Annotated in this window: 12 protein-coding genes; 8 read left to right on the forward strand and 4 right to left on the reverse strand. The window is 56.4% G+C overall.

Annotation, left to right across the window (positions count from 1 at the left end; translation table 11 throughout):
* Window positions 1-217: 217 nt before the first annotated feature.
* Window positions 218-2,008: a sulfatase-like hydrolase/transferase gene (locus tag JL474_RS15245; protein WP_203142742.1), complete on the forward strand. Its 1,791-nt coding sequence runs from the start codon at window positions 218-220 to the stop codon at window positions 2,006-2,008.
* A gap of 71 nt (window positions 2,009-2,079) precedes the next feature.
* Here JL474_RS15245 and JL474_RS15250 read toward each other — a convergent pair whose 3' ends face one another.
* Entirely contained in the window at window positions 2,080-2,988 is a 909-nt protein-coding gene (locus JL474_RS15250) for a LysR family transcriptional regulator (RefSeq protein ID WP_203142743.1), read from the reverse strand.
* A gap of 153 nt (window positions 2,989-3,141) precedes the next feature.
* Between JL474_RS15250 and JL474_RS15255 the strand changes: the two genes are divergently transcribed.
* From JL474_RS15255 to JL474_RS15275, 5 genes are all read left to right on the forward strand, one after another.
* Window positions 3,142-4,266 carry a 4-oxalomesaconate tautomerase gene (locus tag JL474_RS15255; protein ID WP_236012313.1) on the forward strand — a complete coding sequence of 375 codons (1,125 nt, stop codon included), beginning with the start codon at window positions 3,142-3,144 and terminating at the stop codon, window positions 4,264-4,266.
* 64 nt (window positions 4,267-4,330) lie between these two features.
* Window positions 4,331-5,449, forward strand: a complete 1,119-nt coding sequence (locus JL474_RS15260; protein WP_203142745.1) for a Bug family tripartite tricarboxylate transporter substrate binding protein — start codon at window positions 4,331-4,333, stop codon at window positions 5,447-5,449.
* Window positions 5,450-5,524: 75 nt separating this feature from the next.
* On the forward strand, window positions 5,525-7,474 hold the full coding sequence (locus JL474_RS15265) for a tripartite tricarboxylate transporter permease (RefSeq protein WP_203142746.1): 1,950 nt from the start codon (window positions 5,525-5,527) through the stop codon (window positions 7,472-7,474).
* Between the two features lie 473 nt (window positions 7,475-7,947).
* Entirely contained in the window at window positions 7,948-8,928 is a 981-nt protein-coding gene (locus JL474_RS15270) for a porin (RefSeq protein ID WP_236012296.1), read from the forward strand.
* Window positions 8,929-9,042: 114 nt separating this feature from the next.
* On the forward strand, window positions 9,043-9,675 hold the full coding sequence (locus JL474_RS15275; RefSeq protein ID WP_203142747.1) for a YccT family protein: 633 nt from the start codon (window positions 9,043-9,045) through the stop codon (window positions 9,673-9,675).
* 145 nt (window positions 9,676-9,820) lie between these two features.
* On the opposite strand, the gene JL474_RS15280 is transcribed toward JL474_RS15275, so the two are convergent.
* The gene (locus JL474_RS15280) at window positions 9,821-10,591 is read right to left on the reverse strand and encodes an SDR family NAD(P)-dependent oxidoreductase (protein WP_203142748.1); all 771 of its coding nucleotides are present in this window, start codon (window positions 10,589-10,591) and stop codon (window positions 9,821-9,823) included.
* A 137-nt stretch (window positions 10,592-10,728) separates the two neighbouring features.
* Between JL474_RS15280 and JL474_RS15285 the strand changes: the two genes are divergently transcribed.
* The gene (locus JL474_RS15285; RefSeq protein WP_328797833.1) at window positions 10,729-11,763 is read left to right on the forward strand and encodes a LysR family transcriptional regulator; all 1,035 of its coding nucleotides are present in this window, start codon (window positions 10,729-10,731) and stop codon (window positions 11,761-11,763) included.
* Window positions 11,764-11,774: 11 nt separating this feature from the next.
* On the opposite strand, the gene JL474_RS15290 is transcribed toward JL474_RS15285, so the two are convergent.
* Window positions 11,775-12,569, reverse strand: coding sequence for an alpha/beta fold hydrolase (locus JL474_RS15290; protein WP_203142749.1), 795 nt, complete (start codon window positions 12,567-12,569; stop codon window positions 11,775-11,777).
* Window positions 12,570-12,996: 427 nt separating this feature from the next.
* Here JL474_RS15290 and JL474_RS15295 point away from each other — a divergent pair, with 427 nt between their 5' ends.
* Entirely contained in the window at window positions 12,997-13,281 is a 285-nt protein-coding gene (locus JL474_RS15295) for a hypothetical protein (protein ID WP_203142750.1), read from the forward strand.
* A gap of 106 nt (window positions 13,282-13,387) precedes the next feature.
* On the opposite strand, the gene JL474_RS15300 is transcribed toward JL474_RS15295, so the two are convergent.
* Window positions 13,388-14,242: a delta-class carbonic anhydrase gene (locus tag JL474_RS15300; protein WP_203142751.1), complete on the reverse strand. Its 855-nt coding sequence runs from the start codon at window positions 14,240-14,242 to the stop codon at window positions 13,388-13,390.
* Window positions 14,243-14,378: the final 136 nt, after the last annotated feature.

The following is a 14,378-nucleotide window of genomic DNA, read 5'->3' on the forward strand; positions in this document are numbered from 1 at the left end:
TTCAGGCGCTCTCCGCCGGCTTTTTTATGTCGTATCGTTTTGCTTGATCCAGATCATGCCGCCTCCGCGATGAGGGGGTACAGTGATTTTGTATCCCAAGCCGTTGAATGCCGCGTGCCACCCCCGGATATTGCATAAATCCTGCAAAAGTGGCGCCGACCAGCCATGAGACACAACCGTTAGCTTGATACGATTTTCTACAAGATAGGAGATGGGTATGGGCAACGATTCTGAAGAAAAAGCCGGCCTGAATCGGCGAGAGTTTCTTGCCCAGACCTCCAAAATTGTAGCGGCTTCACTTGCAAGTTCCCTTTTCCCCGGCGCATTGCACGCCCAGACTCATGCACAGCCCCTTACGACACCTCGTTCCTCTGGTCGTGCTTCATCAAGACCCAATATGGTTTTTGTTTTTTCAGATCAAGAACGTTACTTCAGCCAATGGCCGAGTGGCCTGTCTCTTCCCGCCCACGAACGCCTCCAGGAAACGGGAGTGACATTCCATAATCATTACTGCCCTGCTGTCATGTGTACGTCGTCCCGTTCCGTATTGCTAACCGGATTATCAACGGTCGATAATCGTATGTTTGAAAATACGGACGTGGCCTACGTTAGTGATCTCTCAACCGATATCCCGACGATCGGGCATATGTTACGCAAGGCGGGGTATTACACCGCTTACAAAGGCAAGTGGCACCTCGGTGAGAAGTTTGAAGAGTCTAAGAATGAATCTTATCTCACCAAGGCAATGGAGAAACACGGATTTGCGGATTACTACTCTCCCGGTGACATTATTGCCCATACTCTGGGAGGCTATGAGTTCGATCATTTAATAGCAGGCAGTGCGATAACCTGGCTGCGACGTCATGGTCGGCAACTCAATGACCAGGGCAAGCCATGGTGCTTGTTTGTCAGCCTGATCAATCCTCACGATATCATGTACTTCAATACCGATGCGCCGGGCCAGAACGTGCAAGACACCGGGCATTTGACCATGCATGCCGCACCAGCACCGAAAAGTAAGTTATATGAATCCCATTGGGATATGCCGGTTCCCAAAAGCCTCAGACAGCCGTTCAATGATCCCGGTCGACCCGGCGCGCACGGTGAGTTCGATCAGATGTGGGCGTATGTATTAGGTCGCGTTCCACTGGAGGAAGAGCGCTGGCAGCGCTTCAATGATTTTTATATCAATTCGATTCGCTCCGTGGATATGCAAGTGTATAGCCTCTTAAACGAGCTCGATGACTTACGCCTGACCGATCGCACGGCCTTCCTGTATACGTCAGACCATGGCGAAATGGCGGGAGCTCATGGTCTGCGTGGTAAGGGGCCGTTCGCCTATCAGGAAACCATGCATTTGCCCTTGTATGTTGTTCACCCGGATGTAAAGGGTGGCCAAGAAACACGGGCGCTCACCGGGCACATCGATATCGTACCGACCATGCTTGCCATGGCGGGGGTTTCACCTACACAGGCCGCCGAGTTTGCCAAGCGTGAACTGCCGGGTAAGGATTTTTCGACAATACTGAATAATCCTGGAACAGCAAAAATAACGGAAACACGTGAAGGGGTTCTGTTTACCTATAGCGGGCTGGTTACGAACGACGGCACGTTGTTCAAGGTGATGGGTGAAGCAAAAGAACAAGGTAAAAAGCCACTATTCAAGATCATGAAGGATGGCTATAAACCAAACATGAAGAAACGGGGCAGCCTGCGCACCGTATTCGATGGCCGCTACAAGTTCACACGTTATTTCTCCCCCCTCGAACACAATCGCCCTGAAAATATCAGTGAACTGTACCAGTGGAATGACGTGGAGCTGTTTGATCTCCACCATGATCCTGAAGAGATGACTAATCTCGGCGCTGATCGCACCGTCAATCAGGATTTGATCATGGCTATGAACTCAAAACTTGATGCGCAAATTAAAGCAGAGATTGGTGTTGATGACGGGCGTGAGCTGCCCAACATCCCGTTTATTGACTGGACAATTGGAAGGATCAGTTAAGGAATGAAAGAGGCCAGAGCGCATTCATCGTCTGGCCAGATATGATGCATCACGGTAACACCAAGCATCGTTCAGGAATCTTTAGAGCTACCCCAATGCTCGAGGACCATATCGATGAACAGATGGGCTGTGCCGGAAATACCGTGTGAATTGCTTCTTACCAGGCCGATGGTGCGCTGAATCCGTGGTTCAGGCAACTCACGTGAACACAGGGTGTCATGGTCGGGGCCAGGCATTGTCATTTTGGGCAGGATCGCCACGCCAAGGCCAGATTCGACAAGGCCAAGGGAGGTGGAAAGGTGCTGGACTTCGTAGAAGCTATTCAGCCGGATGCCCTCAGCCGAGAGCGTATTATCCAGCAGCATCCGGTTGCCACTGTCTCGGCTCACGGTGATCAGCCTCACCTGTTCGAGATCCGACCACTCGATGTCCCCTTTATCTGCAAGAGGATGGTCAGAACGCAGTGCCAGGACAAAGGGATCTCTTAAGAGTGGTGTAAAGGAGACTTCGGGGCTCTGGGCACTGAACATATTGATACCGAAGTCTGCCTCGCCGCTGATCACCTTTTCCAGACCTTCCTTGGCACTGACATCGAGGATCCTGATGCGGATCCCTGGCCACGCCTGGCTGAAGCCCCGGATCACACTCGGCAGGAAATAGAAGGCAGCGGTAGGGATACAAGCAATAGTAACGGTGCCCTTCTGGTGGGTGGCCAATTCACGGATCCCCAGGATCGACGATTCGTACTCCTCGATCATGCGTCTCGCTCGGGGCAGAAAGTCCGTGCCGATCGGGGTCAGCCGCGTCCGCCGGGTGGTTCGTTCCAGCAACTCGATCTCCAGGAGCTCTTCAAGCTTCTGAATACGTCGAGATAGTGCCGGCTGAGAGAGATGGAGACGTTGTGCGGCCTCGTGGAAAGAGCCCAGCTCCGCGACCAGGATAAAGGCTTGTAAATCAAGGAACTCTAGACGATGCAACATACACTGACTCTTGCATGAAGTAGAATCTATTGATAAATCTAACACATTAATTCGTCATGCGCATAATTTAAGCCTTATATTTGCATTTGAAGCATCATAAGACCCCTGACATGCTCATATCACAATTTTCAGACGCGATATGGCATGACGATGATGAACAGCATTCCCTGCATGATTATGCGCGGTGGCACTTCCCGGGGCCCCTTCCTGCGCATGAGGGATCTTCCCGACAGCCAAGAAGAGCAAACCGAGATCCTGCTCAATCTCATGGGATCTGGCCACGCTCTCCAGATTGATGGCATCGGCGGAGGGGATCCGCTGACCAGCAAGGTGGCCATCGTGGAGCGTTCCTCCAATCCCGAGGCAGACGTCGACTACCTGTTTGCTCAGGTTGATGTGCTCAAACGTCGCGTTGACTTCAGCCCGAACTGCGGCAACATGCTGTCCGCCGTTGGGCCGTATGCCATCGAGACAGGGCTGGTGGAGCCCCAGGAAGGGGTCACTGTCGTCCGCGTGCGCAACCTCAACACCCAGCGGTTGATCGAGTGTCACGTACCGACACCCGGGCGTCAGGTAGCCTACGAGGGTGATACGCGCATAAGCGGCGTCCCGGGGAGTTCCGCCGGCATTCAGCTCAGTTTCCTCGATATCGTCGGGACCAAGACCGGCGCGCTGTTGCCGACCGGCAGGGCTATCGACACTATCGATGGCATCGAGGTGACATGCCTGGATGCTGCTACCCCCATCATGATGGTCAGCGCGGCCGACCTGGGCCTCGACGGCCGGGAGTCCCCCGTGGAGTTGGACGATCATCCCACCATGCTGAAGCGGTTGGAGCTGATTCGTCGCGAGGCAGGTCATCGAATGGGGCTGGGGGACGTCAGCCAGAGTGTCTTGCCCAAGCCGGTGGTGCTGTCAGCACCGTTTTCCGACACCGCTACGCTGTGTACCCGCTACTTCGTGCCTCACCGCTGCCACAAGTCCATTGCCGTCACTGGAGCCATCGCGGTCGCCACGGCCGTCAGTGTCCCTGGCACCGTGGCAAACCGAATCGCGACTGGAGCGGAGAAACTGGCGGCCGCTGGCCGTCTGTCGCAAGTAAGGCTGGAACACCCCTCTGGATTCATCGATCTGGATGTCGAACACCGCAACGAGAATGCCTGCGATATTGCGCGTGTTTCCCTCATCCGCACCGCCAGGAAGATCATGAGTGGGACCATTTTCTACTCGCTTCCTGCCATGTCCGGCGGGGATATACTGACTTCAACGGTCATATGACCCCTCGTATGGACAGGGTCCTCATCAACCATCATGACAATGACAATAAGCCAGGAGTGATGACATGGTAATCAATAAAACTGCAAATTCTTCTCTCTCCCTCGGTCGGCTCAGGAAGGCCGCGCTGATCGCGCTGGCGATCACCGGACTGAGCCTGACGACCTCCGTCCAGGCCCAGGACGTCGAAGTCCCCGGAAACATCAAGTGGACCATCCCCTTTGGCGTTGGCGGTGGCACGGATGTCTGGGCGCGTTTTTTCTCTCCCTGGCTCAGCAAATCTCTGTCGGGAGAGCCGACCATCATGATCGATAACGTTCCCGGCGGCGGCTCCATCAATGGGGCCAACCTGTTCGCCTTGCGTGCCAAGTCGGATGGCAGCGAATGGCTAGGTACCTCGGCTTCGACCCAGTATCCGGCCATGCTCGACGATCCTCGCGTGCGCTACGACTACAGCGACTGGACGCCCATCCTGGCCACCCCGACAGGTGGCGTAGTCTACGCCCAACCTCGTCTCGGCGAGACGGCCGATACGGCGCTGGACGCCCTGCTGGAGCAGCCGGTCAAGCTGGCGGCGCAAACTCCCACCGGCGTCGAGCTACCCGTCCTGATCGCCCTGGACATGTTGGGTGCAGACGTACAGGCCGTGTTCGGCATGCGCAGCCGGGGTGAGGGCCGCCTGGCGTTCGAGCGCGGGGAAGCCGATATCGACTTCCAGACCACCTCCGCCTATCTGAGCAACGTTGAGCCACTGGTGGAGGCCGGTAAGGCCGTGCCGCTGTTCTCACTCGGGATGCTGAACGACGACGGAAAGATCGTCCGTGATCCGACGTTCCCCGAGCTGCCCACCTTCAACGAAGTCTACCAGGCACGGCATGGTGAAGCGCCGTCGGGCAAAGAGTACGAGGCGTTTCGAAAGTTCTTTGCCTCCGGCTACGCCCTGCAGAAGCTGATCATGGTACCGAAGGACACCCCGCAAGACCTGATCGAGACCTATCGTCAGGCAGCCCGCGACTTCGTGAACACCGATGCGTTCAAGAAGGCAGCCGCCGCCCAGTTGGGGCCATACACGCCGGTTATCGGCGACACCGTCCAGCGCCATCTCGATGATGCCATGTCCATCGATGACGCCACGCGTAGCTGGCTGGCCAACTGGCTGCAGTCAAAACACGGAGCCAAGCTCTGACAATCAGTGGAATGTGCCGGCCCACCGGCCGGCACCCCGGCTCCTCCTGATCACACAATAAAAGAGCCATACTCCATGCTCGATATACTTCTCTCAAGCCTGGGACAACTCTTCACCCTGTCCCATCTGCTCTTCATGACGCTGGGCGTGCTGGTCGGCCTCGTGGTCGGCATCATCCCCGGTCTCGGGGGCATCGCAGGCATGTCGCTGCTGCTGCCCTTCCTCTACGGCATGGAACCGACCGTCGCCCTTGGCATGCTGATGGGCCTGGTCGCCGTAATTCCCACCGGTGATACCTTTGCCTCCGTGCTGCTGGGCATTCCCGGCTCCAGCGCTTCCCAGGCAACCGTCATCGATGGCTTCGCGCTGGCTAAGCGCGGCCAGGCGGCACGCGCGCTGTCCAGCGCCTTCCTCGCCTCGATGATCGGGGGGCTCCTCGGCGCCGCCGTGCTGACCGGCTTTATCCTGATCGCCCGACCGCTGGTACTGTCGTTCTCTTCCTCCGAGCTCTTTATGCTGACCCTGCTCGGCTTGTCGATGGTGGCCGTGCTCTCCGGGCGTGACCTTTTCAAGGGGCTGGCCGCCTGTGGCCTGGGCCTGCTGGTGGGTGCTATCGGCATGGCACCGGCTACCGGCGAGTTTCGCATGAATTTCGGGCTCGACTATCTCTACGACGGCCTGCCGCTGGTGGTGGTGGGGCTCGGGATCTTCGCCCTCCCGGAGATTATTGATCTGCTGGTCAAGCGAGGGGCCATTGCCGAGGAGCCGTGCAATCTCGGCGAAGGCTGGCGGCAAGGCATCCGTGATGTCCGGGAGCAACGAGGTCTTGTCGCGCGCTGTGCTGCTGTGGGTAGCTTGATCGGCACCATCCCTGGCCTGGCTGGCTCGGTGGTCGACTGGCTCACCTATGGTTACGCGGTGCAGAGCGCCAAGGACAAGTCGCAGTTTGGTAAGGGGGACATCCGCGGGGTGATCGCCCCCGAATCCGCCAACAATGCCTGCGCCTGCGGTGCCATGGTCCCGACCCTGCTGTTCGGCGTGCCCGGCTCGGGCACGGCCGCGGTGTTCCTCGGCGGGCTGTTGCTTCTCGGGCTCCAGCCCGGTGTCGGCATGATCGAGACTCATCTCGACCTGACCTACACCATCATCTGGTCGCTGGCCCTGGCCAATATCCTGGGGGCCGCTCTCTGCCTGGTTCTGGCTCGCCCCGTGGCCAGCCTGACCCGTGTTCCCTTCGCCACGCTGGCACCCTTGATCACGGTGCTGATCATGTTCGCCGCCTTCCAGGCCACGCGTTCCGCGGGTGACCTGCTCGCCCTGGGAGCAGTCGGTATCCTGGGGGTCCTTTTCAAGCAAGCGAACTGGTCGCGGCCCGCCTTCCTGATTGGTTTCGTGCTGGCTCCGGGAGCGGAGGGGTACTTCTACCAGGCGGTACAGTTCCAGGGTACCGACGCCTTCATGCGTCCCGGCGTGTTGATCATCGGGGCCTTGATCTTTGCGGCACTCTTCATTCCCATGCTGCGCTCGCTGTGGAGCAAGCGTCGTCAGGCCGCCTCGGTAGGCGCCGCGGCCAAGGTCCGCAACGAACCGCCCACTCTCGGCATCATCGATGTGGTGCTCTTCGCTGCCTTGCTTGGAACGGCTGCCGTTGCCTGGATCGATATGGCCGACCTGAGCTTGATCGGAGGCATCATGCCCCGGCTGGCTGTCGCGATCCTCGCCGTTTCATGCCTGATGGAAATCGCCCGTTGCCTGATGCACCGCCCCCAGTGGCAGCGTCAACCCATCGGTCTACAGGGGCTCTGGCTGGCCGGCTTCTTTATCCTTATAGGAGCCATGCTGTTACTCGGCTTCATCACCGCGGTGACGCTGTTCTGCCTCGTTTTCCTGCTGACCATTGCGCGCCTCAAGCCTTGGGTGGCGGCCGTTATGGCGCTTGGAGTCACAGCCTTCCTGGTCGGCATGGCCAAGTTCCTGACGCTGACCTACCCGAGCGGGCTGATCGATCCCTGGCTGTTTGGCTGAATCAGTCCTGTCATGAACGTTCTCAGCGGGCTGACAACCATCAGCTTTGTCAGCCCGCGCAATGTAACGGAGACACCGAAACCAACAACCCCAAAAATCCAAACAAAAATCCAAACAAAAATCGGGACAGATTTATTTCTCAATCCATAGCACAGGCATCATTTTGCCTGCCAAAAAGCAAAAGAACGTGGGGATTATTTATAAGCCCAAAACACCAGAAAAGCCCAACCCAAATATCTATTGAGTTGTTTAAAAAATAGAAGCCCAACTTAAACGCTGCCCAATACCGAAAATCATATAAATAAAAAGAGACTGACAGATTTATTTTTAACTCTGTCGCATGGGCACCATTTTGCCTGAAAAAACCAACAAACAATGTGGAGGCCACATATAGATCAAAAACACAACAAAGACTCAACTCGAAATCAGCCAAATATCAATTATCTCAATGCAAAAACAAAAAGCAGCCCAACATGAACGCTGTTTTATACCGCAAATCACATAAACAAAAACAAGAGACTGACATGAAAAAAATTACACTAGCAATCACCGTTTCCACTATCGTTTTCGCCCAGTCATCCACCGCGGCCACCATCTATGATGGTGATGGCCTGAATTACAAGTTGAAAGGTGATTGGCAGATTCAACTGCGTGACAATGCCTCCAAATCCAAGAACCTGGATGTGGAGTTTGATGACCTGGAACTCAAGAACACCGTTACCTACGACCTGGATAACAACTTGCAGGCTTTCGGTCAGTTGGACTTCAGTTTCGACAAGGCCGCTGATAACAAGCAGAGTGGCGATAAGCTGGAAGAAGCCTACATGGGTCTTAAATACGACAGCGTCGCCTTCAGAATGGGCAAGATGAACACATCGGGTGACGAGTTCGGTGTGGAATCCGCTTACGAAAAACCCGCAGGAACGAGTGAAGATCAGTTTGATGCCATGGTCGATGCCGGCGACGATGTACTCCGTCTGGATGCGGACTTTGACGTTGTCTACATCTCGCTTTCACACGAGTTGGAATCGAAAGGCAATACCAGTGAGGGAGACGCCTCAACCGACCTGTTTGTGAGCACCAACGTCGATGCCCTGACGTTGGCCGCCGCCTATCAGGTGTACGATAACAATGCCGATACCTGGGGTGTCAGCGCACAGTACGATGCCGGTTTTATCAACCTAGGCGCCGACTACAGTGTCTCGGACCTTGATAACAGCGACCGTAACGAAACCACCTACAACCTGGTGTCGACATTCAAGGCCTCTCAAACCACCGCCATCGCCCTGGGTTATGTCAACGCTGACGATGAGATTGAGAAAATAGACGCCTGGTACGCCAACGTCACCTACCGGTTCCCGGCCCAGAAGAATGTCTCGCTGTTTGCGGAGGTCAGTGACTCGGACGCAGGTGATGAGTCTGACATCCTCGCAGGCATGCGAATCAAATTCTAATAACCTACAACCAGGGGCCTGTGGACGCCTCATCAAGAGTCCTCAGGCCTTTCTCTATTCCGTTACCTGACAGACAATCCAACGGGTCCATACAACCTATTAATAGGCCATGTGATGAAAAGCACATACAAGCTTGCCGTCTTTCTATTCATAGCGCTGCTCCCTTCTCTTGGTTATTCCGAGAGTATTCTGAAGTTGGGCGAGGGAGTGAACCTATTTGCCATCAATGGTAAGGAAATATCCAAAGGCAACGGCTTTTTTTCCACCAAGAACGAATTTTCTCTTCCGGATAGTGGGACCAATCAGATTCTGGTCTCCTATACGGCTGAGATTAAGAATAGCGACAGTTATGAATTGGAAGACAGCGACCTGTCAGTCGTTAAATTTGCCGCATCCGATCAACAGATAACCATCAGTGCCCCCAGCATCTCCAGCACAAAACAGCTGGAAACGTTCAATGCTCATTTTAACTGGAGCCTGAAAACCTCTGACAACACCCCTGTTAGTTACAAGGTTAACCCGCTTCCATTGGAGGGATTTCGCCTTGGTGTTGACTATGAACAGAAGCTCAGCGAATTCAATCGGACCTCGGCAGCGGCTGCCATCACACCAGCAGAAACGATTGCACCACCCGTTGAGCCTATCGGCGCCGACGACACGGAACAGGCCGTCATCCTGAAAATGTTGCAACACTGGTACAAACTGGCATCGCCGGAAACGCGAGAGAAGTTCAAGGACTCCCTGTGAGCGTCAAAACCGCCTGGAGACCCATGGGCAGGTCTATCGTTTTGCCTTTACAAACGAAGGCAACAGATCAAGACCTGCCGCTCCTAATCTTGTGCTTTAAGCACACACCTTTAATTCGGGCGAATGAATACGCCCACTTTTTCACTCAGCGCGCCGTGTAACCCCCATCAATGACCAACTCGCTGCCTGTCACAAATTTCGACTCGTCAGACGCGAGATAGACAATGCCCCAGGCAATGTCGTCCGGTTCCCCCATGTGGCCCAGAGGGTGGAGGTCGGCGGTGGCCTGCTTGGCGTCGTCCATCGCCATGCCCGTGGTCTGGAGGTGGTGCTCAACCATCGGTGTCCAGATGAACCCGGGATGCACGGAATTCACCCGGATTCTGTCGGGCGCGTACAGCAGGGCGTCCGTTTTGCTCATCAGCCGCACCGCGCCTTTGGAGGCGTGATAAGGGGGAACATCCGGCGCGCTGACGATGCCGTAAATCGACGACAGGTTGATAATGCTCCCCACCCCGGCCCGTTTCATATGGGGGATGGCGTGCTTGGTCCCGAGGAAGACGCCTTTCACGTTCACGGTCTGTACCCGGTCCCATTCCTCCTCGGTCAGTTCGTGTGTTGGTTTGTTCGGCCCGGAGATCCCGGCATTGTTGACCAGGACCGTCAGGCTCCCGAAATTCTCAGCCACTTCATCCAGAACGCGCTTGAACTGATCGCCGTCGGTGACATCGCAGTGCCAATAGCGAACCTGGTGGCCTTTGGCCGTCAGTTCGGACGCCAGTGCCTGTCCCTCGCGCTCCTCCCGGTCCAGAACCGCGACGGCCGCACCCTCTTCCGCCATCCGCCGTACGACGGCAGCGCCAATTCCCATGGAGCCGCCGGTGACTGCGGCCACCTTGCCTTTCAATCTGTCCATGAGTGTCTCTCCCTTACCCAATAAGACTCACCCATGACGTCATCCCACTGTTCAGACGCCACCCATTGATCAAACGTTATACAGTCCGGCACCAAGCGCTTTGATTGAGATCAAAACCTACGCCTGATGGTTAAAAGGTGTCAGAGGGCATTCATTTTGCGAGCCTGAAGGCGGACGCCGGCAGTCCAACACTCACTCATATCCTCTATAATCTCGCCACTTTCTATCCCACCAGTGACTTTGATGATCGAATTGAGGGGCCTATGGATCGATTGACGGGCATGGGGGTGTTTGTTGCGGCCGTTGAGGAAGGGAGTTTCGCGGCTGCGGCGCGACGCTTTGGATTATCTCCTGCGATGGCCGGGAAATATGTCAGTGCCCTGGAGGTCGAGCTGAGTGCTCGTCTGCTTCATCGCACCACACGGCGCCTGAACCTGACGGACACCGGCCAGGTTTATTTCGACCGCTGCAAACGCATTCTGGAAGCCTACGACGAAGCAAAACGCGAAGCGGGCGATGCTCATGGCACCGCCCGTGGGGTTCTGCGGATTGCCACGCCGACGACTTTCGGGACGATGCATCTCGGTGACGTTATCGCGCAATTCATGAAGGACCACCCGCTGGTCAACGTTGAGGTATCGATGAACGACCGCTACGTTGATCTGCTCGAAACGGGCACGGATATGGCCATACGCATCGGTCGCTTACCGGACTCCTCGATGATTGCCCGGCGACTCGCTCCGTGTCGCATGGTTATCTGTGCGTCGCCCGAATACCTTGAGCACAACGGCACGCCACACACGCCGGATGATCTGCGCCGCGCTCCCAGGCTTGCCTTCAGTGACGCCGTATCCGCCGGCGACTGGACGCTTGTCGACCCGGATGGCAAGGCCCATCGTATTGACGGGCCTTGCCGGATGTCGGCCAACAACACGGAAATGCTGCTGGCCGCGGCCTTGAGAGGTTCCGGCATCGTCTACGGTCCGACGTTTGTGTTCGGCGAGCAGATCGCAAAGGGACACCTCGTCGAGTTACTGCCTGAGTATCATTCGTCAGACCTCACCATACAGGCGATTTTTCCCAGCTCCCGTCACATGCCATTCAAGGCTCGCCGTTTCCTGGACTATCTGGTCGACGCTTTCGGAGACGAGCCGCCCTGGGATCGCTTCTAGTCGGCACGGTGTCAGGCTTCCGCGGAGGCCATCCATGTCTCCAGGCAATCCCGAATCTCATCGGCCAGTGCGGTCGGCGCCTCGAGTGGCGACAGGTGCCCGACTCCAGCCAGGATGCTCAGCCTCGCGCCGGCGATTCTGGGCATCAGTTCCTGCCGCAAGGTCTCAACACGATCGACCTGATCCTTTTCGCCCGCAATCACCCTGACAGGCACATTGATGGCCCCAACCGCCGAGGTGATGTCTTCAAGCATCCCCTGCTGTGGCCACGCCGCCTTGGCCTGTGGCGCAGCGCGCAAGCTGTCTTCAATCACCTGCTCGCGATGCTGCAGGGAAAGGGGGCTCGCCGTCAGTACGTTATCCACGACCCATTCAATCGATTCCCGGGCGTTGTACGCTTCCGCCATCATTGCCCGTTCCTCATCGGGCAACACCATGGGCGAAGGCGGTGACGGCGCCACCAGAATAAGCCCTTCCAATCCCTGCGGGCGGCGGGATGCCAGCAGCTGCGCGACCTTCCCGCCCATCGAGTGCCCGACCAGGACATAGCGTTGCAAGCCCAGCGCTTTGATGGCGTCCTGCGCATCGTTGGCCAGGTCATTCATCCCGTAATCGTGTTCAGGCGCCCCGGAGTTTCCCCATCCGCGATGATCAAGGGCGATCGTCCGGTATTGGTTCGACAACGTCCCGACAACACCACTCCATGTACGCGACGAGCCTCCCCAGTAATGAAGAAAGACGAGCGTTGGCTCACCCTTTCCCTGTTCGCTGAGGTGAATGTTCGTTTCTCTGGTCTGGATATACATGGCAATACTCCATAGATGCTGGTTAAAGACAGGATGTCCGATTCGGGGTCATCCATGCTTACAGAGCCATCTTAGATAGCATCGCCAATGTTGATAATCCGGCTTTCACTACATGGTGTCGATCGCATCAGGATCGAATAATAAATTAAAGAAGCCGGAGTTAAAGAAAGGGATTAAAGGGCTCCACCTTTGAATTTGGTGACCACACGAAAGGGATCAGAGCGCATTGGATTTGATCAACGGGATTCGCGTTGGCGATGGGCTGAATGGAAGTCGCCACCTCCCGGAGACGGGTCCGGTAGCCGCCGGTCTCGTTATAGGATACGTTGTCCTGAATGGGGCAATGGTTTAGCAACGGTCCGCCATCTTGTTTCACATATTGCCGCCACCCTGTCTTTTCCAACCCCGTCACCACCTGGCGCTCATCATGAATGTGGACAAAGCAAAGAAGCGTATCGCAAAGCAGGTTAAGAAAGGCTTCCATGGCTACCCGTTGATTACACTGGAGTACTTTGGAAAAACGCCGGACCTGGCATCCGAAGTCGTCATCTCATTCACCGCTGAAGAAGACGCCCAACCCCAGAAGCAGACGTTCGTGAGCGACAAGGACGCCCGTGAAGATGAGGCGATCCAGTCGGCCCTCGTGAAAATCATTGAGCGCGCGGATGCCAAAACGGTGGCTGAACAGGGTGGCGTATCCATCCTTGGCTAAAAAGATGAAAGGGGTCTACCGTTGAATTTTGGCCACCATGGCTCCTATGTGGTGGTCGGTTTTCTATAGACGCCAAGGCGAAGGGGCGATAGCCCCTCCCCTTCCATCACTCGATCTCTGACAGGAGATCCGGGTGGGTAACCAGGTTCCTGACACCGTGGGCATGGTCCTCATCGAAGATGTTGCCTTTGCACCACTCGCCAACCGTACGTATATCGACCTTGGCTACCTTGGGGCGCACATTCCAGGTGACCTGGAATGGCGAGCCTTTCTCGTTGTATGCCGGCCCTGTGGTAGAGCCTGCGTATTGGACCGGCACTCCCGTATCGTCGGGAATATTGACCGCCTGGTACCGCCCGTCACGCATGCCCAGATCCGTCAGCAAGCCAAAGTCCAATGCCTCCCGGTCGTTGACTAACGCGAACACCTGCGACTCGACCCGAAGCTGCGGGTTGCCAATAGCGTCGCTCAGGCAGGCGCCCAGTGTCGCCCCGGGCTTGACGTCCGCAGTCGAGAACACATAGTGGACTTCGATCGTGTCGCCCGACTGGAGGCCACCATGGTCAGCAGCGCACACGGCCTCGTTGACGGGGGCGCGCTCCGAGGGTGACAGTTGGCCGGAGTACCGGTAGCCACTTTGATACCCCGCTCCATCGCCCGGTCCTGCGTATGTCGTGAACTCACCGCCTTTATGCTCTGCGTTCTTGTGGAAATGGATATTGCAGAGGTTCATTTCCGGGTGTGGGGGTGCGGCACTGAACACGCGTTCATTACCGCCTGCATGCTGGTCAATATCCCGTGGGGATTGGGGGCCGTACCCCTTTCCTTGCGTGTTCTCGATGAGCGCATGGCGCTGCCTTTCCATGCTCCCTGAGGAAGCCTCCCCGTGTTCGCCTGCCGCAAGGGCGGACGTCGTCATCAGCGACTGCAGCAGGGACGTCGAAAAAACGGAACGCTTCATTGCAATGACTCCATCTATGGATCCAGAAACCACCCGGGGTGTTTCCTCTGGCACCCCCGGTTACCCGGGGCGGCATTCAATCACATTCAGGGGTCACACATTCAGTGTATTCAGGGGGCATATACCATTGATGCAT

Origin of the sequence: Marinobacter mangrovi, from assembly GCF_016798325.1 — a bacterium.
GTDB classification, from domain to species: Bacteria; Pseudomonadota; Gammaproteobacteria; order Pseudomonadales; family Oleiphilaceae; genus Marinobacter_A; species Marinobacter_A mangrovi.

Bases quoted from the DNA above. Each gene is read 5' to 3' on its own strand.
- JL474_RS15245 (WP_203142742.1), top strand. From the start codon at position 218: ATGGGCAACGATTCTGAAGAAAAAGCCGGCCTGAATCGGCGAGAGTTT.
- JL474_RS15275 (WP_203142747.1), top strand. From the start codon at position 9,043: ATGAAAAGCACATACAAGCTTGCCGTCTTTCTATTCATAGCGCTGCTC.
- JL474_RS15300 (WP_203142751.1), bottom strand. From the start codon at position 14,242: ATGAAGCGTTCCGTTTTTTCGACGTCCCTGCTGCAGTCGCTGATGACG.
- JL474_RS15260 (WP_203142745.1), top strand. From the start codon at position 4,331: ATGGTAATCAATAAAACTGCAAATTCTTCTCTCTCCCTCGGTCGGCTC.
- JL474_RS15270 (WP_236012296.1), top strand. From the start codon at position 7,948: ATGAACGCTGTTTTATACCGCAAATCACATAAACAAAAACAAGAGACT.
- JL474_RS15280 (WP_203142748.1), bottom strand. From the start codon at position 10,591: ATGGACAGATTGAAAGGCAAGGTGGCCGCAGTCACCGGCGGCTCCATG.
- JL474_RS15265 (WP_203142746.1), top strand. From the start codon at position 5,525: ATGCTCGATATACTTCTCTCAAGCCTGGGACAACTCTTCACCCTGTCC.
- JL474_RS15250 (WP_203142743.1), bottom strand. From the start codon at position 2,988: ATGTTGCATCGTCTAGAGTTCCTTGATTTACAAGCCTTTATCCTGGTC.
- JL474_RS15255 (WP_236012313.1), top strand. From the start codon at position 3,142: ATGAACAGCATTCCCTGCATGATTATGCGCGGTGGCACTTCCCGGGGC.
- JL474_RS15295 (WP_203142750.1), top strand. From the start codon at position 12,997: ATGAATGTGGACAAAGCAAAGAAGCGTATCGCAAAGCAGGTTAAGAAA.
- JL474_RS15290 (WP_203142749.1), bottom strand. From the start codon at position 12,569: ATGTATATCCAGACCAGAGAAACGAACATTCACCTCAGCGAACAGGGA.